Annotated in this window: 21 protein-coding genes; 8 read left to right on the plus strand and 13 right to left on the minus strand. The window is 65.8% G+C overall.

Annotated elements, in window-relative coordinates; all coding sequences use genetic code 11:
• Nucleotides 1-55: 55 nt before the first annotated feature.
• Complete coding sequence (locus AC3WMR_RS06895; protein WP_492263660.1) at nucleotides 56-712, minus strand: response regulator; 657 nt, start codon at nucleotides 710-712, stop codon at nucleotides 56-58.
• Nucleotides 709-2,127, minus strand: coding sequence for a cache domain-containing protein (locus AC3WMR_RS06900; protein ID WP_492263659.1), 1,419 nt, complete (start codon nucleotides 2,125-2,127; stop codon nucleotides 709-711). The genes AC3WMR_RS06895 and AC3WMR_RS06900 overlap by 4 nt, the downstream gene beginning before the upstream one ends.
• Before the next feature lie 315 nt (nucleotides 2,128-2,442).
• Between AC3WMR_RS06900 and AC3WMR_RS06905 the strand changes: the two genes are divergently transcribed.
• Both AC3WMR_RS06905 and AC3WMR_RS06910 read left to right on the plus strand, forming a co-directional pair.
• Nucleotides 2,443-4,527, plus strand: coding sequence for a carbon starvation CstA family protein (locus tag AC3WMR_RS06905; protein WP_025137678.1), 2,085 nt, complete (start codon nucleotides 2,443-2,445; stop codon nucleotides 4,525-4,527).
• 16 nt (nucleotides 4,528-4,543) lie between these two features.
• A complete protein-coding gene (locus tag AC3WMR_RS06910; protein WP_492263658.1) occupies nucleotides 4,544-4,756 on the plus strand; it encodes a YbdD/YjiX family protein in 213 nt (70 codons plus the stop codon).
• 21 nt (nucleotides 4,757-4,777) lie between these two features.
• Here the strand turns inward: AC3WMR_RS06910 and AC3WMR_RS06915 are convergent, their stop codons facing one another.
• Nucleotides 4,778-5,641, minus strand: coding sequence for a DMT family transporter (locus tag AC3WMR_RS06915; RefSeq protein WP_492263657.1), 864 nt, complete (start codon nucleotides 5,639-5,641; stop codon nucleotides 4,778-4,780).
• A 116-nt stretch (nucleotides 5,642-5,757) separates the two neighbouring features.
• Here AC3WMR_RS06915 and AC3WMR_RS06920 point away from each other — a divergent pair, with 116 nt between their 5' ends.
• On the plus strand, nucleotides 5,758-7,149 hold the full coding sequence (locus tag AC3WMR_RS06920; protein WP_492263656.1) for an aminotransferase-like domain-containing protein: 1,392 nt from the start codon (nucleotides 5,758-5,760) through the stop codon (nucleotides 7,147-7,149).
• Nucleotides 7,150-7,208: 59 nt separating this feature from the next.
• On the opposite strand, the gene AC3WMR_RS06925 is transcribed toward AC3WMR_RS06920, so the two are convergent.
• Together AC3WMR_RS06925 and AC3WMR_RS06930 are read right to left on the minus strand one after the other, a co-directional pair.
• Complete coding sequence (locus tag AC3WMR_RS06925) at nucleotides 7,209-8,381, minus strand: MFS transporter (protein WP_492263655.1); 1,173 nt, start codon at nucleotides 8,379-8,381, stop codon at nucleotides 7,209-7,211.
• Between the two features lie 59 nt (nucleotides 8,382-8,440).
• Nucleotides 8,441-9,142 (minus strand): DAPG hydrolase family protein, encoded by a 702-nt coding sequence (locus AC3WMR_RS06930; protein WP_492263654.1) that lies wholly within the window; start codon nucleotides 9,140-9,142, stop codon nucleotides 8,441-8,443.
• Nucleotides 9,143-9,309: 167 nt separating this feature from the next.
• Between AC3WMR_RS06930 and AC3WMR_RS06935 the strand changes: the two genes are divergently transcribed.
• Nucleotides 9,310-9,975, plus strand: coding sequence for a TetR/AcrR family transcriptional regulator (locus AC3WMR_RS06935; RefSeq protein ID WP_492263653.1), 666 nt, complete (start codon nucleotides 9,310-9,312; stop codon nucleotides 9,973-9,975).
• A 482-nt stretch (nucleotides 9,976-10,457) separates the two neighbouring features.
• A complete protein-coding gene (locus AC3WMR_RS06940; protein ID WP_492263318.1) occupies nucleotides 10,458-11,009 on the plus strand; it encodes a Dps family protein in 552 nt (183 codons plus the stop codon).
• A gap of 54 nt (nucleotides 11,010-11,063) precedes the next feature.
• Here the strand turns inward: AC3WMR_RS06940 and AC3WMR_RS06945 are convergent, their stop codons facing one another.
• Nucleotides 11,064-11,369, minus strand: a complete 306-nt coding sequence (locus tag AC3WMR_RS06945; protein WP_492263319.1) for a cyclic-phosphate processing receiver domain-containing protein — start codon at nucleotides 11,367-11,369, stop codon at nucleotides 11,064-11,066.
• A gap of 99 nt (nucleotides 11,370-11,468) precedes the next feature.
• Here AC3WMR_RS06945 and AC3WMR_RS06950 point away from each other — a divergent pair, with 99 nt between their 5' ends.
• The gene (locus AC3WMR_RS06950) at nucleotides 11,469-12,401 is read left to right on the plus strand and encodes a 2-hydroxyacid dehydrogenase (protein ID WP_492263320.1); all 933 of its coding nucleotides are present in this window, start codon (nucleotides 11,469-11,471) and stop codon (nucleotides 12,399-12,401) included.
• 43 nt (nucleotides 12,402-12,444) lie between these two features.
• Here the strand turns inward: AC3WMR_RS06950 and AC3WMR_RS06955 are convergent, their stop codons facing one another.
• Nucleotides 12,445-13,422, minus strand: a complete 978-nt coding sequence (locus AC3WMR_RS06955) for a hypothetical protein (protein ID WP_492263321.1) — start codon at nucleotides 13,420-13,422, stop codon at nucleotides 12,445-12,447.
• A 4-nt stretch (nucleotides 13,423-13,426) separates the two neighbouring features.
• The gene (locus AC3WMR_RS06960; protein ID WP_492263322.1) at nucleotides 13,427-13,942 is read right to left on the minus strand and encodes a hypothetical protein; all 516 of its coding nucleotides are present in this window, start codon (nucleotides 13,940-13,942) and stop codon (nucleotides 13,427-13,429) included.
• Nucleotides 13,943-14,231: 289 nt separating this feature from the next.
• Here AC3WMR_RS06960 and AC3WMR_RS06965 point away from each other — a divergent pair, with 289 nt between their 5' ends.
• Nucleotides 14,232-14,711, plus strand: coding sequence for a hypothetical protein (locus AC3WMR_RS06965; protein WP_492263323.1), 480 nt, complete (start codon nucleotides 14,232-14,234; stop codon nucleotides 14,709-14,711).
• Between the two features lie 5 nt (nucleotides 14,712-14,716).
• On the opposite strand, the gene AC3WMR_RS06970 is transcribed toward AC3WMR_RS06965, so the two are convergent.
• Both AC3WMR_RS06970 and AC3WMR_RS06975 read right to left on the minus strand, forming a co-directional pair.
• Entirely contained in the window at nucleotides 14,717-15,373 is a 657-nt protein-coding gene (locus AC3WMR_RS06970; protein WP_492263324.1) for a hypothetical protein, read from the minus strand.
• A gap of 75 nt (nucleotides 15,374-15,448) precedes the next feature.
• Nucleotides 15,449-15,949, minus strand: coding sequence for a hypothetical protein (locus AC3WMR_RS06975; RefSeq protein WP_492263325.1), 501 nt, complete (start codon nucleotides 15,947-15,949; stop codon nucleotides 15,449-15,451).
• A gap of 289 nt (nucleotides 15,950-16,238) precedes the next feature.
• Here AC3WMR_RS06975 and AC3WMR_RS06980 point away from each other — a divergent pair, with 289 nt between their 5' ends.
• Nucleotides 16,239-16,781, plus strand: coding sequence for a hypothetical protein (locus AC3WMR_RS06980; RefSeq protein ID WP_492263326.1), 543 nt, complete (start codon nucleotides 16,239-16,241; stop codon nucleotides 16,779-16,781).
• A gap of 30 nt (nucleotides 16,782-16,811) precedes the next feature.
• Here the strand turns inward: AC3WMR_RS06980 and AC3WMR_RS06985 are convergent, their stop codons facing one another.
• The 3 genes from AC3WMR_RS06985 to AC3WMR_RS06995 all read right to left on the minus strand — a co-directional run bounded on the left by AC3WMR_RS06985 (nucleotide 16,812) and on the right by AC3WMR_RS06995 (nucleotide 17,968).
• A complete protein-coding gene (locus AC3WMR_RS06985) occupies nucleotides 16,812-17,195 on the minus strand; it encodes a c-type cytochrome (RefSeq protein ID WP_492263327.1) in 384 nt (127 codons plus the stop codon).
• Nucleotides 17,196-17,257: 62 nt separating this feature from the next.
• A complete protein-coding gene (locus AC3WMR_RS06990) occupies nucleotides 17,258-17,503 on the minus strand; it encodes a hypothetical protein (protein WP_492263328.1) in 246 nt (81 codons plus the stop codon).
• Nucleotides 17,504-17,560: 57 nt separating this feature from the next.
• The gene (locus tag AC3WMR_RS06995; protein WP_492263329.1) at nucleotides 17,561-17,968 is read right to left on the minus strand and encodes a hypothetical protein; all 408 of its coding nucleotides are present in this window, start codon (nucleotides 17,966-17,968) and stop codon (nucleotides 17,561-17,563) included.
• Between the last annotated feature and the right edge of the window lie 22 nt (nucleotides 17,969-17,990).

The following is a 17,990-nucleotide window of genomic DNA, read 5'->3' on the forward strand; positions in this document are numbered from 1 at the left end:
CACGCAAGTCTACCCCAGCGCGGGCCCGGACCGTGCGCCTGAAAGGCGCCTGAAACTACACGCCGCGGTTCTCCACGGCGTACTTGACCAGTTCGGCCTGGCCGTCGATGCCCAGCTTGCGCTTGATGTTCAGCCGATGGGTTTCCACGGTGCGCACCGACAGGCCCAGCGCCTGGGCGATCTGCTTGTTGGCATGGCCGCTGGCGATGTGGCGCAGCACGTCGCGTTCGCGCTGGGTCAGCAGCGTGGCCGGGGCGCTGGCCTGCGACAGCCGCAGCGAGACAGCGGCGCTGAAATAGTTGCGGCCGGTCATCACCGTGTCGATGGCGGCGATGATTTCCTGCGCCGGCTCGTCCTTGAGCAGGTAACCCCGGGCGCCGGCCCGCACCGCCTGCACCATGTATTCGGCGTTGTCGTGCATGGACAGCACCAGCACCGCAATCTGCGGATAGCGCTCGTGCAGCTGCGCGGTCAGTTCCAGCCCGCCCACGCCGGGCATGTTCAGGTCCATCAGGGCCAGTTGGGGCAGGGTGCCGCCTTGCGGGTCTTCGGCCAGGCAGGCCTGCAGGAAGGCCTGCACGGCGGCGGCGTTGCCGGCTTCGCCGACCACCCGCAGGTGCGGCACGGTTTCCAGGCGCAGGCGCAGGCCGTCGCGCACCAGCGGGTGGTCGTCGATCAGCAGGAGTCGGATGGCGTCGGGATGGTCGGTCATGCGGAAGGGGCCGGTTCGAAAGAGGGGGCGGGCAGCGGCAGCCAGGCCTGCAAGGTGGTGCCTTGGCCGGAGGTATGGAAACTGAGGCTGCCGGAAAGCGCCGTCATGCGTTCGCGCATATTGCGCAGGCCGATGCCGCGGCGCGGGTCGCGCTGCACATCGGCGTAGTCGAAGCCGCGGCCGTCGTCGCTGATCGTCAGGCGCAGGTCGCGGGCGGAATAGGCCAGCGTCAGGTCGGCGCGCGAGGCGCCGGCGTGGCGGATGACGTTGGTCAGCGCTTCCTGGGTGACGCGAAACAGGGCGGTGGCGTAGGCGTCGGGCAGCTTCACCGGCCGGCCCTGGGTGGCCAGCCGCACCGCCAGGGGCGTGGCGCCCGGCTGGCTGGCGCCAGCGAATTCACGGCCCAGGTGTTCCAGCGCGGCCGGCAGGCCCAGGTCGTCCAGCAGCGTGGGGCGCAGGTTATGCGAAATGCGCCGCACCTCGCCCACCGCCATGTTCAGGCGGTCCAGCGCGCCGCCCAGGGGCGTGTCGATATGGGCCAGCGCCCGCGGCTCGGCGCCCAGCGCCTGGCGCAGCCGCTCGCGGGCGGCTTCCAGCGACAGCTTGATGCTCACCAGCACCTGGCTGATGCCGTCGTGCAGCTCGCGCGACAGGCGGGCGCGCTCGTCTTCCTGCGAGCGCACCAGTTGCTGGGCCATCAGGCGCAGCTTGGCGTCGGACTGGCGGTGGTCGCTGATATTGAGCGCCAGGCCGCAGGCCGCCACCAGCAGGATGGACACGGCCGCGATGCCCGCCACCCAGGCGAACATGTTGCGGATATTGGCCTGCGCGGCGGCGTCGATGTGGGCCAGGGTCTGTTCCACGTCGTCCAGGTAGATGCCGGTGCCCAGCATCCAGCCCCAGCGTTCCAGCACCACCACGTAGCCGAGCTTTTCGACGGTCTGGTGGGTCGACGGCTTTTCCCACAGGTAATGCACGGCCTGGCCTTGCGCGCCGCCGCGCCGGGCCGCCGTCAGCAGGTTCTGGATCACCGCTTGGCCGCGCGTGTCGCGCAGGTTCCAGAGGTCTTGCCCGACCAGTTCGGGCTGGCGCGGGTGCATCAGGTTCTTGCCGTGCAGGTCATAGACGAAGAAATAGCCGTCGTGGCCGAATTCCATCTGCGCCAGCAGCGCCAGGGCGCGCTCGCGAGCGGCCTCGCCGTCGCTGGCTTCCTGCAGGGGGGCGATGGCGCTGTAGGCCAGGCTGACGTAGTGGCGCAGCTCGCTTTCCTTGCTGCCCAGCCAGGCGCTTTCCACCACTTCCTTTTCGCGCTGGGCCAGTTGCAGGCCCTGCACGTAGACGGCCACGGCGATGGCCGCCAGCGCCACGAGCAGGGGCACGGCGGCCAGCAGCAGGATTTTCAGACGCAGCTTCATGAGGAGATTTGTATCAGCGACGAGCGGACGTGTTGCGTTGCGTCAATGAAAAAGGGCCCGGCAATAAGGGGATGGTCAGCCGCCGATTTTACGATTGTGGCGCAAATATGCTGCGCCGCATTCGGTAGTACCACGTAGGGCGCTTGCGTAGTTTCGCGCTTGTTGCGGGTGGGGCAAATCGAAATACTAACGCCCGCGTCGACCCGACGCCGAGCGGACCGCCGTGTCCGCCACCCCACAACAATGAGTCTGCCTTCCGCGAGACGAAAAAAGCGTTTCACGCCAAGAGCATGGCGGCAGGCACGAGGAGAACTTATGCATACCAGCAGTAAGGGACTGGGTCAGCACCTGGTCTGGCTGGCGGTTGCGGTGTTGGGCGCGTTTGCGCTTGGCACCGTGGCGCTGGCCAGAGGTGAGACCATCAATGCGCTATGGGTGGTGATCGCCGCCGTGTGCGTGTATCTGATCGCATATCGCTATTACAGCCGCTTCATCGCGAACAAGGTCTTCAAGCTGGACCCCACCCGCATGACGCCGGCCTGGAAGCACAACGACGGCCTGGACTACGTGCCCACCAACAAGCACGTGCTGTTCGGCCACCACTTCGCCGCCATCGCCGGCGCCGGCCCGCTGGTCGGTCCCGTGCTGGCCGCGCAGATGGGCTACCTGCCCGGCATGCTGTGGATCCTGGCCGGCGTGGTGTTTGCCGGCGCCGTGCAGGACTTCACCATTCTCTTCATCTCCACCCGCCGCGACGGCCGTTCGCTGGGCGACCTGGTCAAGTCCGAGCTGGGCAAGATCCCGGGCGTGATTGCCCTGTTCGGCGCCTTCATGATCATGGTGATCATCCTGGCCGTGCTGGCGCTGATCGTGGTCAAGGCGCTGACGCATTCGCCGTGGGGCACCTTCACGGTGGCCGCCACCATCCCCATCGCGCTCTTCATGGGCGTGTACCTGCGCTACATCCGTCCGGGCAAGATCGGCGAGGTCTCCATCATCGGCTTCGTCGGCCTGATGGCGGCCATCACGTTCGGCCAGGACGTGGCGGCGCATCCGGTCATCGGCCCCATGTTCGACTTCGACGGCAAGGGTCTGACCTGGATCCTGATCATCTACGGCTTCATCGCCTCGGTGCTGCCGGTGTGGCTGCTGCTGGCCCCGCGCGACTACCTGTCGACCTTCCTGAAGATCGGCACCATCGTCGGCCTGGCCATCGGTATCGTGGTGGTGGCGCCCGAGCTGAAAATGCCGGCGCTGACGCAGTTCGTGGACGGCTCGGGCCCGGTGTGGTCGGGCAACCTGTTCCCGTTCCTGTTCATCACCATCGCCTGCGGCGCGGTGTCGGGCTTTCATGCCCTGATCTCGTCGGGCACCACGCCCAAGCTGATCGAAAACGAAACCCAGGCCCGCTACATCGGCTACGGCGGCATGCTGATGGAATCGTTCGTGGCCATCATGGCCCTGGTGGCCGCTTGCGTGATCGAGCCAGGCATCTACTACGCCATGAACAGCCCGGCCGCCGTCATCGGCACCACGCCCGACCAGGTGGCCCAGGTGGTCTCCAGCTGGGGCTTCGTGGTGACCCCGGCCGACCTGATCCAGACCGCCAAGGACGTCGGCGAAAGCACCATCATCTCGCGCGCCGGCGGCGCGCCGACGCTGGCCGTGGGCATGGCCCACATCCTGCACCAGGTGATCGGCGGCCCGGGCATGATGGCGTTCTGGTATCACTTCGCCATTCTGTTCGAAGCGCTGTTCATCCTGACCGCCGTGGACGCCGGTACCCGCGCGGGCCGCTTCATGCTGCAAGACCTGCTGGGCACGTTTGCCCCGTCGCTCAAGCGCACCGAGTCCTTGCCCGCCAACCTGATCGCCACCGGCCTGTGCGTGGCGGCGTGGGGCTACTTCCTGTACCAGGGCGTGGTCGATCCGCTGGGCGGCATCAACACGCTGTGGCCGCTGTTCGGCATTGCCAACCAGATGCTGGCCGCCATTGCGCTGACGCTGGGCACCGTGGTGCTGTTCAAGATGAAGCGCGACCGCTACGCCTGGGTCACCGTGCTGCCCACGCTGTGGCTGCTGGCGTGCACCCTGACCGCCGGCTGGCAGAAGCTGTTCCATGCCGACCCCAAGGTCAGCTTCCTGGCGCACGCGGCCAAGTACAACGCCGCCATCGCCGAAGGCAAGGTGCTGGCCCCGGCCAAGTCGCTGTCGGAAATGTCGCGCGTGGTCTTCAACGACTACATCAACGCCGGCCTGTGCGGCATCTTCATCTTCGTGGTGGTCAGCATCGTGGTGTTCGGCGTGCGTTCGGTGCTGCGCGCCCGCGAGGAAAACAAGCCGACCGCCCGCGAAACGCCGTACGAAACCCTGCCGGCCGTTGCTGCCGGCGCGGACTGACCCCGGGAGCCGCCGCATGCTGTTTACCAACATGACCTCGGCGGCCGGCGCCGCCGGCCGCTACCTGGGCCAGACGCTCAGGCTGATGGTCGGCGTGCCCGACTACGAGACCTACGTCGAACACATGCGGCGCACCCATCCGGATCAAGCGCCCATGACGTACGAAGCGTTCTTTCGCGAGCGGCAGGACGCCCGTTACGGCGGCAAGAAACGGATCGGGTGCTGCTGACCCCGGGACGGGGAGCGTGGCTCAGCGGGCGTATTTCTTTGCCCCAGCCACGCACACCACCGCTGCCAGCGTCACCAGCAGCATCGCCCAGCTGACGTTTTCGTGCAGCAGCAGCGCCGCCAGGCCCAGCCCCATGAAGGGCTGGAACAGCTGCAACTGGCCCACCGCCGCAATGCCGCCCTGCGCCAGGCCGCGGTACCAGAATACAAACCCGATCAACATGCTGAACAGCGACACATAGGCCAGCCCGATCCAGCCGGCCACGGTGACGTGCGCGAACGACGGCGGCAGGGTGAACAGCGCCAGCGGCAGCATCACGGGCAGCGACAGCACCAGCGCCCAGCTGATCACCTGCCAGCCGCCCTGCGTGCGCGACAGCTTGGCGCCTTCCGCATAGCCCATGCCGCAGACCACGATGGCGGCCAGCATCAGCAGGTCGCCCTTGAGCGACACGTCCAGCCCCCCCATCACCGCGTAGCCCACCACGAAGGCCGCGCCCGCCACCGAGAACATCCAGAAGGCCGGGCGAGGGCGCTCGCCGCCGCGCAGCACCGCGAACACCGCGGTGGACAGCGGCAAGAGACCCAGGAACACGATCGAATGCGCCGACGTGACGTGCTGCAATGCCAGCGCCGTCAGCAGCGGAAAGCCCAGCACCACGCCCACCGCCGTCAGCGCCAGCGCCGGCAGGTCTGCACGCCTGGGCCGCGGCTGGCGCAGCAGCAGCAACAGGGCCCAACCCAGCACGGCGGCGATGGTGGCGCGGGCGCAGGTGAGGAAAGTCGGGTCCAGCTCGGCCACGGCCACCCGCGTCGCGGGCAGCGAGCCGGCGAAGATCGCCACGCCGATGAAACCATTGATCCAGCCACTTGTTGCCTTGTCCATGAACCGCTCCGGTGAATCCGTTACTTCAGCACCGCGGCCGGGTTTTCCCCAGAGACAGTCCAGTACAATTCAAAATAACTGTTATGCAATACAGTCCAGTACAAAACGGAGGCCCTATGGCACGCGGCGGCACGCGGATCGAAACGGTGATGGCGCAGGTTCAGGCAAAGATCGCCGCGCGGGCCTGGTTGCCCGGCGCCCGGCTGCCGTCGGTGCGGGCGCAGGCCACGGCCATGGGGCTGTCGGTGTCGACCGTGGTGGAAGCCTACGAGCGCCTGGCGGCCGAAGGCGCCATCACTTCGCGGCCGGGATCGGGTTTTTACGTCGCCGGCCCGGTGGCGCCCCTGGCGTTGGCCGAGATCGGCCCCAAGTTCGACCGCGAGGTCGATCCGCTGTGGGTCTCGCGCCAGTCGCTGGATACTGCGCCCACCGCGCTCAAGCCCGGCTGCGGCTGGCTGCCCAGCTCGTGGATGTATGAGTCGGGCATTCGCCGCGCCTTGCGCGCCCTGGCCAAGGCCGACAGCGTGGCGTTGACCGAATACGCCACCCCGCTGGGCCATCCGGGCCTGCGCCAGGTGCTGTCGCGGCGCATGGCCGCCGCCGGCATCGACGCCGTGCCGGATCAGGTCATGTTGACCGAGTCCGGCACCCAGTCCATCGACCTGATCTGCCGGTTCTTGCTGGAACCGGGGGACACCGTGCTGGTCGACGACCCCTGCTATTTCAATTTCCACGCCTTGCTCAAGGCCCACCGGGCCCGTGTCGTCAGCGTGCCCTACACCCCGCAGGGGCCCGACGTGGGGCGGTTCGAAGCGGCCGTGCGCGAGCATGCACCGCGTCTGTACATCACCAATTCCGGCTTGCACAACCCCACCGGGGCCTCGTTGTCGCCGCTGGTGGCCCACCGCCTGCTCAAGGTGGCCGACGGCGCCGGCCTGGTCATCGTCGAAGACGACATCTTCGCCGACTTCGAGAACAGCCCCGCGCCGCGGCTGGCCGCCTTTGACGGCCTGTCGCGCGTGATCCAGATCGGCAGCTTTTCCAAGACCGTGTCCGCCTCGCTGCGCTGCGGCTACATCGCCACCAAGCCCGACTGGATCGAAAGCCTGGCCGACCTGAAGATCGCCACCACCTTCGGCGGCGGCCGCCTGGCTGCGGACGTCGTGCACCGCACCCTGACCGACAGCGGCTACCGCAAGCACATGGAATGGGTGCGCCAGCGCCTGGCCGAGGAAATGGAAGTGGTCGCGCGGCGTCTGCACGCGCTGGGCATCGAGCCCTGGAGCTACCCCAAGGCCGGCATGTTTCTCTGGAGCCGGCTGCCCGCCGGCATCGACGCGCCCACGGTCGCGCGGGCCTGCCTGCGCGACGGCGTGGTGCTGGCGCCGGGCAATTCCTTCAGCCGTTCGCCCGAGGCGGGTGGTTTCCTGCGGTTCAACGTGGCGCAGTCCAACGACGACCACGTGTTCGGCAGCCTGGCGCGGGCGCTGGACGCGAGTCGGGGGTAGGGCGGGCGTTCAGCCGCGTTGGCATGCGCCGCGCCTGGGCAAGGCCGGCGCGGCCCGCTTCAAGCCGCCCGCGCCCGTCTTTCGGACAGCAGCACCAGCGGAATCGCGCAGGCCGCGCACAGCGCCATCACCAGGAAGCCGCCCGGCGCGAAGCTGCGATACAGCGCCCCGCCCAGCTGGATGCTGCCGAACATGAACACCCCGCCCGACAGCAGCGCGTACAGCGCAATCGCCGAGGTCTTGCAGGCGGCCGGCACGCGCCGCGCGATGTACCACATGATGGCGGCGTTGTTGCCCGCCAGCGTGAAGCACTGCAGTAGCTGCAGCGCGCCGATCCATACCGGGTCCGTGGTGGCTGACAGCCCGGCCCAGCGAATTGCCGTCATCGCCGCCGACGCCAGGATCAGCCACTGCGCGCCCATCCGCGCCAGCACCTTGGGCGCCAGGAAGAAGAACAGCACCTCGCTGGTCACGCCCACGGCCCACAGCATTGAAATCAGCGCCGTCGACAGGCCCCGGTCGGTCCAGTACAGCGTCGAATACGAATACAGGAAGCCGTTGCTGGCCTGCACCAGCGACGCTGCGCCGATGCACAGCAGCAGCGGCCGGTCGCGCAGAATTTCTCGCATCGGCAGCCGCACCCGTTCGGCGGGGGCGTCGTCCGCGCTGGGCCGGGCGGCCTGCGGCAACAGCCGCACGCAAGCAATGCAGGCCACGATCAGCAGCATCGACAGCCACATCACCCAATCCGCATTGAACGTCTTGATCAGGTAGCCGCCCGCCACGGTCACGATGGCAAAGCCCAGCGACCCGCAGGCGCGGATGATGGTGTATGAATTTCCCTGGCCGCGGCCGCTGGCGATCGCCATGCGGTCCAGCAGCGGCAGCACCGCCGGAAACACCGCGTTCAGCAGCAGCGTGATGGCGAACAACCAGGCCGGCGCCTGGCTGAAGGGATAGCAGATGAACAGCAACAGCGACGCGCCCAGCGCCGCGGCGATCAGGCCATGGGCGCGCCCGCTCTGGTCGGCCACGTGCGCCACCACCGGCGTCGACAGGATCTTGGGCAGAAACGAGGTGGCCACGATCAGGCCGATCAGCGCCGGGTCCAATCCGCGGCTGGCGAACCACAAGGGCAAGAACGGAATACTGACGCCCTGCAAGCCGTAGTACAGGAAGTAGAACCCATGCAGGGCGATAGCGCCTTGCCGGGCGTCGGGGTTGCCGCGCATAGCGTTGTCGGGGTGAGGCTGGAATGAAGCGCGCTAGCATACTCCTTCCGGCGCAAGGCCTACCAGGGCAGGGGCACGGCCTCGTCATTGGCGTGCTCGCCATAGTAGATCGACGGCAGAAAGCGCGACAGGAACGTGAATTCCGTATAGCAGTGCCGCAGCAGGTTCAGCCCCAGCACATCCGGCACGTCCTGTTCGGGGCGCGCGCTGGACAGGCCCAGGTAGAAGCGGCTGCGCAGCACGCAGCCAAACGGCGTGTCGCGGGCCAGGTGGATCATCTGGCCGTCCATCGGGTCGCCTTCGGCATCGAGCTCAATGGCATCGCCAAAGCCGATGCGCGCATAGACCGCCGCCGACACGTCGCCATTGGCCGTGGCCGCGTGCAGCCTGGCCGCATCCAGGCAATCTTGCGGCGCATGGAACTTCAGCTTGGCTGCCACCGGCGGCAGGTCCGCCAGCGATTCCACCGCATGAATCGACGCGCCCACGTAGTTTTCGCCGCGGCGCCAGTGTTCGTCCCAGCCCCGATGTTCGACGTGGTCCTGCGGATGCCACCACTTGATGTGCTGCGTCGTCTGGAAGAACTTGAACCACCAGTCCAGCATGCGGCCCTTGCAGCCGTGCAGATCGGTACGCGCCGCCACGATCAGCCCGCCGCCCGGCAGCCGGGTGATGCCGGTTTCCAGGCGCAGCGGGGCAGGGTCGAGCAGCGTGTCCAGGTCGGCGGCGATATGCGCCGCGTCGGGGTGAGGGGGGGGCATGAGCGGTCTCTTCAGGGTTGCGAAACCTGATTCTACAATAAAGAAACGTTAAACGTTTCCTAAATATTCGGACCGTGTAAGATCGCGGTTCATCAAGCGGGCACGCGGCTACGCCGTTCACCCGTGCGACCACCGTTTTGACCGAACACCAGGACTTGCGACCGCTCATGGCGACCCTTGCTTTGCCCCCTGCGCCCCGTCCGCGCGGCCGTCCCGCCCGGCCCGATGCCGAGCTGCATGCCGCCGCCTTGCAGGCCGCCACCTGGCTGCTGCTGAACGAAGGCTATGCCGCGGCCACGCTGGAAGCCGTGGCCAAGCGCGCCGGCATGGCCAAGAAAACCGTCTATCGCTTTGCCGCCAATCGCGAAGACCTGGTGGCGCAAGTGGTGCGGGGCTGGACCGACACGTTCGAGCCCGTCATGGCACAGGAAGTCGCTTCCGCGGCCGACGTGCTGCCCGTCTTGCGCCGCGTGCTGCAGGCGATTGCCGATCGCGCGCTGTCGTCGGATGCCGTCGGCATGTTCCGCCTGTTGACCAGCGACTTTCCGGCGCGCCAGGCGCTGCTGGACGTCTACCAGAAGAACGGCATCGAACGCGGCACCGCCATGCTTGCGGCCTGGTTCGAGAAACTGGCCGCGCGCGGCTTGATCCGCATCAAGCAACCGATCGAGACCGCCGGCCTGCTGCTGGCCATGGTCATCGCCGAACCGCTGCGCCAGATGGCGCTGGGCCTGACGCTGCCTTTGCCAGAGGGGTCGGTCCAGGCGCGTATCGAGGCCGGCGTGGCGTTGTTTTCGGGGCAGGGTGGGGTGTTCGAGGTGAAGAAGGGCTAGGGCCTGTTCACACTAGAAGGCGCCTCGCATGAGTACCCAAATGAGTGGCTATCAAGGCGCGAAGCGCAGTCGTGGCCGCCCCCCGGCGAGCATTCGCAACGCTGAGAGGCGCTCATTTGGGTACTCACCCTGCGGGCAGGCCGGTAATCGGGCGCCAGGCGTCGTTGCGCTCACCTTGCGTGGCACAGCCACGCGGCGGCGACCGCGCCTAGCCTGGCGCCCGATTACCGGCCTGTGCGAGGCGCCTTCTAGTGTGAACAGGCCCTAGGCTCGGCGGCGTTGCCCTTCATCGTGGGCCGGTCTTTGACGGTCCGAAAAAACTAGTGCGGCCGTCATGTCGAAGCGGGCCTTGCATTCAGCTTGACGCCAGCCTGGCGTGCCCATTTGGCAAAGCGCGCATACGGAATTACCCTGGGGTGTCGCGGCGCCATCGATCGGCGCCGCGCGCGAGTTTTCCGAATCATTTCCAGGAGCTGCGATTCATGGCCAAGAAACTGAATGAGAAGACCACCAAGGCGGCAAAAGCGCTGCGCAAGCGCCCGCTGGCGACCCCCACCGACCTTGCCGCCGCCGCCACCCGCGACATCTCCGCGGTGCTGAACCAGGTGCTGGCCGACGTGTTCGCGCTGTACCTGAAGACCAAAAACTTCCATTGGCACGTCAGCGGGCCGCACTTTCGCGATTACCACCTGCTGCTGGACGAGCAGGGCGACCAGCTCTTTGCCATGACCGACCCCATCGCCGAACGCATCCGCAAGATCGGCGGTACCACGCTGCGGTCCATCGGCCACATTTCGCGGTCGCAGCGCATTTCCGACAACGATGCCGACTACGTCCAGCCGCTGGACATGCTGGCCGAGCTGCGCGAAGACAACAAGACCCTGGCCGCGTCCCTGCGCGAAGCGCACAACGTCACCGACGAACATCGCGACATCGCCAGTTCCAGCCTGATCGAGAACTGGATCGACGAGACCGAGCGGCGCACCTGGTTCCTGTTCGAAGCCAGCCGTGAAGGTGACACCACGGGGCATTGAGCCGCGCGGGTGTCAGGCCTGGGCTCTGCGAGCCCGGGCGCGCCATGCGGATAATCAGGCGACGCCGCGCTGAGCCGCGTGCCGGTTGATGGCCACGATGGCGGCTTCCATTTTCAGTCGGGCCGCCGAATTGGCGGAATGGACGCGAATGGCCGGGGGCGTCATGCCGTGCACGGCCACTTGTTCTTCCAGCCACAAGAGTACTGTGTAGCCCGTGCCGTGCTCGTCATCGCCCAGATCGTGGTCGAGCGATAGTTCGGTGACCTCGCCCGTCTTCAAGAGGGCAATCGCCTCTTCAGGCCAGAAGGTGCGCACCCAGCCTTCCGGGGTAACGCGCACGTCGTCGAGAAAGACCTTCATTGTTGTTCCTTGTTGGCATGACGTTGGCAAAGGCATATAGTTTTACCCCGTCTCGGCTTCGATGATCGCGGCGGCGCCACGCCGCTTGCCGCTTACCCCATGAAAATCCCGCTTCTGATTCTCTGCCCCGTCGTGTCCGCCAACCTGGACGCGCTGAGGCAGCGTTACGACGTCACGTATGCGCCCACGTCCGATGAGCGCAAAGCGGCTGTCGCCACGCACGGCGCGCGCTTCCAGGCGGTGCTGACCATCGGCACCATCGGCCTGACCGCCGAGGAAATCGCGGCCATGCCGGCCCTGGCGCTGGTTTCCTGCATGGGCGTGGGCCACGAGCGCGTGGATGTCGATGCGGCCAAGGCACGCGGCATCGTCGTCACCAATGGCCGTGGCGCCAACGACGAATGCGTGGCCGATCATGCCATGGGGCTGGTCATCGCCAGCATCCGCGATTTTCGCAAGCTCGACCAGCTATGCCGCGACGGCGTATGGCGCACCGCCATCACCCCGCCGCGCAACGTCTCGGGCAAGCGGCTGGGCATTTTGGGCATGGGTGCCATCGGCGAAAAGATCGCCACGCGCGCCCAGGGTTTCAGCATGCCGGTGGCCTACCACAACCGCAACGCCAAGCCGGGTTCGCCCTACCTGTACTTCGACGGCGTGCTGGGGCTGGCAGCGTGGTGCGACGTCCTGGTCTGCGCCGCGCCGGGCGGCGCGTCCACGCACCACATGATCAACGCCGACGTATTGCAGGCCCTGGGCGCCGACGGTTATCTGGTCAACGTGGGCCGCGGCAGCATCGTCGACACCCAGGCCCTGGCGGCCGCGCTGGCCGCGGGCACCATTGCCGGAGCGGGCATCGACGTGTACGAAAGCGAACCCCAGCCGCCCGCCGAACTCATCGGCCTGGACAACCTGACCCTGACGCCGCATCTGGCCGGCTGGTCGCCCGAGTCCATCCAGGCGCAATTCACCACCTTTGTCCAGAATATCGACGGGCATTTTTCCGGCAGCGGGGCCGTGACGCCGATCTAGGGCCCGTGCCTGGCTCGTTGTCGCGTCAACACGTCCTGGACGCTCAGGCCAGCGCAAACCCGCTGTGGGCGCGGGTGCGGTCGTCGTGCAGTTCCTGCACGGCCAGCGCATCCGGGTGCACGTTCAGCGTGTTGCCCACGCTGCCCAGGTACTGGCAGGCGGCAAAACCTTGCGCGGCCTTTTCGTAGCGCGCCACCCAGGCATTGCGGGCGGCCTGTTTCTCGAACGGCACCGGCCAGACGCTTGGACGCGGCAGGTGCTCGTCGATATCCACCCGCCACGGCTTGGCGCTCAGGCGCGCCCGAAAACAGTTCTGGTTGCGGCACATGCGCGCATAGACCGGGTCGGCGCCCAGCGCCTCGAAAGCCTCGGTCACGCCGGCATCCGCGGGCGCGAACACGTCGTGCATGGCCAGGATGCGTGCGCCCGACGGCGTGCGGTACAGCCGCAGGTGCCAGTCGGGCCGTTGCTGGATGAACTGATCCATGCGTTCCCGCAGGCCCGTCAGTTGATCACTTTTGTCCTCGGTCAGGCGTAACCCCTCGGCGCGAGCGCGCCAGAAGCCGAACGCCGTCACCAGCATGAGCGTGGCCAGGCCCGCCATCGCCGAGTGCGTGGCGTAACCCACCGCGAAGGCCATCAGAAACGCCGCGCCGATCACCGTCAGCCCGCGCGCGCTGCCGCGCCGGTCTTCGAAGTCGACGTCGACGAACATCACGTTGGGGGTATTCAGGCAGCGCGCCCCGTAGCCGTTGCGGGTGATGATGCTGTCGCCCTGGCGTTCCAGGATTTCCTCGCGGATCGGCATGCCGTCGGCGCCGTTATACGCCAACTTGCGCTCGCGACGCTGTAGCGGTTCGCCATTGACGATGCGATCAAAGGCTTCGCGCGTGCGTTGGTCGGCATGCGTCTGCGCGGCCATGGCGCTGTCGTCGGACCAGCCGTAGCGGCGCACGGTGTATTGCTTGCCGGCCACCTGCTGCTGGATGCGGCCTTCGGCCCAGTACTCAGGAACGATCATGGTGTCAGAAGCCTTTGCCGAGCGTGATCCACGCCAGCACGAACAGCAGCAAGACGATGACGATGGGCAGCCATTTGAAGCCGCCGCGCGGCACCCGGCCGGGTTCGGCCATCGGGTCGCCCAGCCTGTTGGACGACAAGGGGATGTCGTCTGCAGTGGCGGGATTCAGTTGGGCGTCCACCAGCTTGAGAGCGTCGGCCAACCCCAGGCCTGTGGCATCGCGCGTGAGCCGTACGGCTTCGACCTTATGGCCGCGCGCCAGGGCGTCCAGCGCGGCGGCCGGTACGGCGGGCTTGTTGCCCTGCATGGCGCCGGCTTCGGTCGCGCTGTCGGTCGTGCCGCGGCTTGCGCTGCCGACGACGCCTGCAGCGCGCTCTTGCTCGCTGCTATTGGCGTACCGTTCGACCGCTTCCTTGGACGACTTCAGGTCCATGCCGGTCTGGTCACGCGTGATCTTGATGGCTTCGATCAGCTTGCCACGCTCCAGCGCGGCAATGGCTTCGAGGGGAAGCTGGGTCATGGGGTCCTTTCAAGGTCGTCGTCTGACTCTTCTATTCGCACGATGATCATCGCCCCGCAGTTTACGGGGAATGGTGGCCACAGGATCAGGTCCAATATGTCTGAGTGTGTCAGCTAGCGTCGACGTTTTCCACGGAGCGGGGGCTGCCCGGCCTTATACCGTATAGTCGAAGCGAACTGCTTCAACGTATCGAGATTCTATGAAGCCGATGCCGCGGCTGTGCTGGCGGCTGTTTCAACGTTCGTCGCAGACAAATGATCATTGCGATATTCAGTCGGGGCTTTAAGCGATGACGACACGGCATGAACACTTTATCGACTACCTGGTAGACCGAGGCTGGATGGTGTTGCGCAGGGGGGCTGAAGCCTCTCCTGTGCATTCACCAGCCGGTTCTGCTGCGCACGCGACGTTCCTGGCCCTGTACACGCAGCTGAGCAATGCCGCGGACACGCGCTGGTTCCTCAGTGCCGCCGACTATGCCGGAGCCACTGACAGCGCCTTCGCTTGGGATGACTTTCGCAGCATCAGTCTTGAAGCGGCGGCGAGCGATGCCGATCGGCAGTCTGTCCAGGCATTCTGGGCGCGGTATCTGCCCGTCTTCATGAGCGTGGACGGCGACTACGAGTTTCTTGCACTGGACCGGGAATCAGGCAAGGTGGTGCACGGCATCGAACCGGAGTTCGAGGATGTCAGCGAGGTGGCCGTCAGCCTCGACGCCCTGTTCGAGCAGGTGCTGGCGGGCGGCAAGGCCGCCGCGTGGTTCGGCTGACGCCGCTATTTGTCCACCGACGGCATATCGCAGGTGGTTTCCGATACTTCGCAGATGCCCCGAAACCACGCCCGTCCGCGGGTGCGGTCGTTGGGGGCCAGTGCTTCGAACTTGTCGCTGTTGCGTATTTCGTAGTCCAGCAGCAGCCATTGCCCGTCGCAGGCGACGATGCCTTGCACCTTGGCCCGTTCGGTCAGCCAGTTGTCCTGCAGGTCCAGCAGCCGTTCGCTGGCGGCGTCCGGGCGGGCGTATCCGCGCGCCGACTGGATGGCGATATTCGCATCGCCGGCTTCGATCCAGCCTTCGCCTGGGTACACGGGCCGTGGCCGGCTTTGGTCGTTGCCGGTCTTGGCGTCGCTGGCGTTCTTGATCCTGAGCCAGCCGTCGCGTGCCTCGGCCACGTCGAACGTGACGCTGTAGTAGTCGATGGTGGGGTCCGGGCCGTCGCCGCGGGTCGTCGGCAGGGTGCCCAGCACCTTGGCTTGGGCGGACGGCGCCGCGCGCACCTGGATCACGGGCTTCTCGTCGTTCGTCCAGCCGGAGAAGCTGCAGGTGGTGGCCCCCGGCGGGGTCCAGGCCGTGCCCTGAGCGGGGGGCGCGGCGGCGAACGCGGGCGACAGGGCCAGTGTGGCAAGTACCAGGAATATCGGTCGAAAGGTCATGGGCTTGATCTCGTCGTCGATGGAAACTGGAAGGACAGGGGGGCGGCTGCGGTGTTGGCCCGGCAGCCCGCGGCATCAGCCGTGCTTGGGGAAACCGCCGCTGGCCCATTCCGAGGCGCGCTGCACGTTCAGCTTGTAGGTCGGCGCCACGTGGGTCTGGGCCAGCTGCTCACCGAATTCGTCGTAGGCGCTCAGCACGGCATAGGGTTCGTCTTCGTCGGGAACGATGTCCAGCTTGATCGTCAGGCGGCCGGCGTCGGCGTCGATCTTCACGCTCTTGTGCAGCGTCGCGTGCAACTGCTGTTCGTGGCGGCGCAGCACTTCGTTGGCGGTCTTGACCAGGGTGGAGAAGGCGGGGCCGTCCATCGGCTTGGGGTTTTTCTTGTCGCGGCCCATCGTCCAGGGGCCGACCAGCGCCGGCTCGGCCTGGCCGTCCAGCGTCATCTCCACGGCCCAGCCGTCGTCGTCTTCGTTCTTGATGATCCGAGCGGTCCAGCCGTCATCGCGCCACAACCTGGCTTCTTGTTCCTTGCGGTCTTCGGCGATATCGGACTCGGGCGTGCGGGTGTCATTCACTGCGGTACTGCTCCTGGAGGGGATGGGGGGCGCGGACGTTCGCGCGACCTTCAGCACTTTAACTTAAGGCTGCGGAGATTTCCTGGCATGGGAGGTGTGTGGGCAGTTTTTGCCACGGCTAGATTTCGAAGCGTTGCCGACGAAAAATCGGTATTTTTCGATTTGCATGCCGATATTCGGCACTCATTATTTGGCTGTTCGTCCACAGCCTACAGCTTGCTGGTGTCCGCAAATCCTTGCGTTGGTCATGTACTCTTGTCGCACACGACAGCCTGACAAAGAAATCGACGTGGATACAGACCACCTCGCTCCGACAAAAAAGAAGATTCTATCTACGCCGTTGACGTCACCGCCATATCCTTGGAGAAAGATTGGAGGCTCGGCCGTAGGTGGTTTGCGCGCAGTTGGGTTCGACAGAAATTCAGAATTGTTGCTCGTGCTGTCTAGTGCCGGCCGCGGAATCATCGACTGCCAGACTGCGGAAAAAGTCGCCAGAGACCGCGTGGAGCACTACGGCGACGAGATCTTGCTGGAGTGTGAGGGTATCGGCCCCTTGGATGGCAGTTGTGTCCATGTGGCCGGCCTATTTGGAGGGGGGCTGCCACGGTTCACCCGAGATAACTGGTCGGTTGAACAAGTGACTTTGGATTGGCCGATACAGGACGTGCTTCTTATTCCCCCCGACAATATGCTGATGGGAGAGAAGTATGGCAGACCATCAGATTTCTATAAGATTTTCAGGGACTTTGAGCCGATGATTGTCGGGTTTTCCTATACGGGAAAGTCGTTGCTGGTTGTCAGCTCGAGCGGAATAGATATCTGGGGGCGATAAATCAAACGCATGACGTCGCGCATTTATATCTCATCGGCTTTTCGCGATCACATCCGTCATGTATTTGTTCAGATCCCGAAAGTCCTGCACCGTCCAGGCGTGTGGCGGCACCCTGACGCCGTTCTCCTTCAACGTCCTGGGGATCAAGTCGCCGTTCGGGCGCAGGATCACCGATGAGACGATGACGCCCGGATAATCATGCAGCCGCTTTTTGAAGGCAGCGGTGGTCAGGTCGGGCGTGGGCGGGTTGCTCTTCTTGGCCAATGGCCCCGTGCCCTTGATGTCCGCCCCATGGCACATGGCGCACCGCTGCGTGAACAGGTTCTTGCCGTTGAGGTTCTGCGCACAGGAAGGTGTTGCATAGGCCAGCAATGCAACGCCCAGCGAGGCGATGCTTAAAACACGTACTTTCATTTGGTCTTTTTATATGAATTGAATAATGGTCGAGGGGGGGCAGGACGTGACGGCTCGGCGCCTCATGGTTCGACGATCTCTACACGCTCGCCATGGCGCAGAGCCTCGTCGATGAGCCGTCGCAAGGCCAGCGAGGCAATCGTGGGGTTCACCAGATGATCCACGAAGTAGAAACCCGCTTGCTCCACCGCATAGCTGTAGATGTCCGTCATGGACGGCCGCTCGACCGCGTCGGGCAGCTTCTTGATCAGCGCGGACGGATCATAACCAGCGGGAACGGCGAATTTGATCTGGTATTCAATGCCCATCGCTGCGATGCTCCATGGCGCGCCAGGCTGGCGCCGCAGCCTGGCGATAGCGATCCGTCACTTGGCCGCAAACTTGTAGGCCGTCTGCCCATCGGGCATGAACGTATACGTGATGAACATCGGAATGGTCCGGCCGCAGGCCTCGAAATTCCAGGCTTCCCGGGCCGATCCCGAGATGAGTGCGGTCTTGGCGGCGTTGGTGCGGATGTCGTCGGACTTGCTGACCAGGGTCACCGTGACTGATTTGGGCGTTTCCTTGCAGCCGCTGGTGATGGACAGCAGCGGCACCAGCTTTTCCAGTGCGTACGGCGGGTCGGGGGTCAGCGGCGTGCCCTTCACGGGGATGCTGCGCACGTCTTGCCGATAGGTGGTCGGAGCGGCGCAGGCGGCCAGCAGCACGGCGGGCAGGATCAGGATGCAACGGCGCAGGCAGGTGGCAAACAGTGAAGACTTGGCATGGTGCATGGGTAGCGGGTTTCCTGTGTCG

The sequence above is a fragment of the Achromobacter sp. FW305-C-28 genome (genome assembly GCF_058783235.1).

Coding starts and splice junctions, on each gene's coding strand:
- AC3WMR_RS06895 (WP_492263660.1), bottom strand. CDS start 712: ATGACCGACCATCCCGACGCCATCCGACTCCTGCTGATCGACGACCAC.
- AC3WMR_RS06900 (WP_492263659.1), bottom strand. CDS start 2,127: ATGAAGCTGCGTCTGAAAATCCTGCTGCTGGCCGCCGTGCCCCTGCTC.
- AC3WMR_RS06905 (WP_025137678.1), top strand. CDS start 2,443: ATGCATACCAGCAGTAAGGGACTGGGTCAGCACCTGGTCTGGCTGGCG.
- AC3WMR_RS06910 (WP_492263658.1), top strand. CDS start 4,544: ATGCTGTTTACCAACATGACCTCGGCGGCCGGCGCCGCCGGCCGCTAC.
- AC3WMR_RS06915 (WP_492263657.1), bottom strand. CDS start 5,641: ATGGACAAGGCAACAAGTGGCTGGATCAATGGTTTCATCGGCGTGGCG.
- AC3WMR_RS06920 (WP_492263656.1), top strand. CDS start 5,758: ATGGCACGCGGCGGCACGCGGATCGAAACGGTGATGGCGCAGGTTCAG.
- AC3WMR_RS06925 (WP_492263655.1), bottom strand. CDS start 8,381: ATGCGCGGCAACCCCGACGCCCGGCAAGGCGCTATCGCCCTGCATGGG.
- AC3WMR_RS06930 (WP_492263654.1), bottom strand. CDS start 9,142: ATGCCCCCCCCTCACCCCGACGCGGCGCATATCGCCGCCGACCTGGAC.
- AC3WMR_RS06935 (WP_492263653.1), top strand. CDS start 9,310: ATGGCGACCCTTGCTTTGCCCCCTGCGCCCCGTCCGCGCGGCCGTCCC.
- AC3WMR_RS06940 (WP_492263318.1), top strand. CDS start 10,458: ATGGCCAAGAAACTGAATGAGAAGACCACCAAGGCGGCAAAAGCGCTG.
- AC3WMR_RS06945 (WP_492263319.1), bottom strand. CDS start 11,369: ATGAAGGTCTTTCTCGACGACGTGCGCGTTACCCCGGAAGGCTGGGTG.
- AC3WMR_RS06950 (WP_492263320.1), top strand. CDS start 11,469: ATGAAAATCCCGCTTCTGATTCTCTGCCCCGTCGTGTCCGCCAACCTG.
- AC3WMR_RS06955 (WP_492263321.1), bottom strand. CDS start 13,422: ATGATCGTTCCTGAGTACTGGGCCGAAGGCCGCATCCAGCAGCAGGTG.
- AC3WMR_RS06960 (WP_492263322.1), bottom strand. CDS start 13,942: ATGACCCAGCTTCCCCTCGAAGCCATTGCCGCGCTGGAGCGTGGCAAG.
- AC3WMR_RS06965 (WP_492263323.1), top strand. CDS start 14,232: ATGACGACACGGCATGAACACTTTATCGACTACCTGGTAGACCGAGGC.
- AC3WMR_RS06970 (WP_492263324.1), bottom strand. CDS start 15,373: ATGACCTTTCGACCGATATTCCTGGTACTTGCCACACTGGCCCTGTCG.
- AC3WMR_RS06985 (WP_492263327.1), bottom strand. CDS start 17,195: ATGAAAGTACGTGTTTTAAGCATCGCCTCGCTGGGCGTTGCATTGCTG.
- AC3WMR_RS06990 (WP_492263328.1), bottom strand. CDS start 17,503: ATGGGCATTGAATACCAGATCAAATTCGCCGTTCCCGCTGGTTATGAT.
- AC3WMR_RS06995 (WP_492263329.1), bottom strand. CDS start 17,968: ATGCACCATGCCAAGTCTTCACTGTTTGCCACCTGCCTGCGCCGTTGC.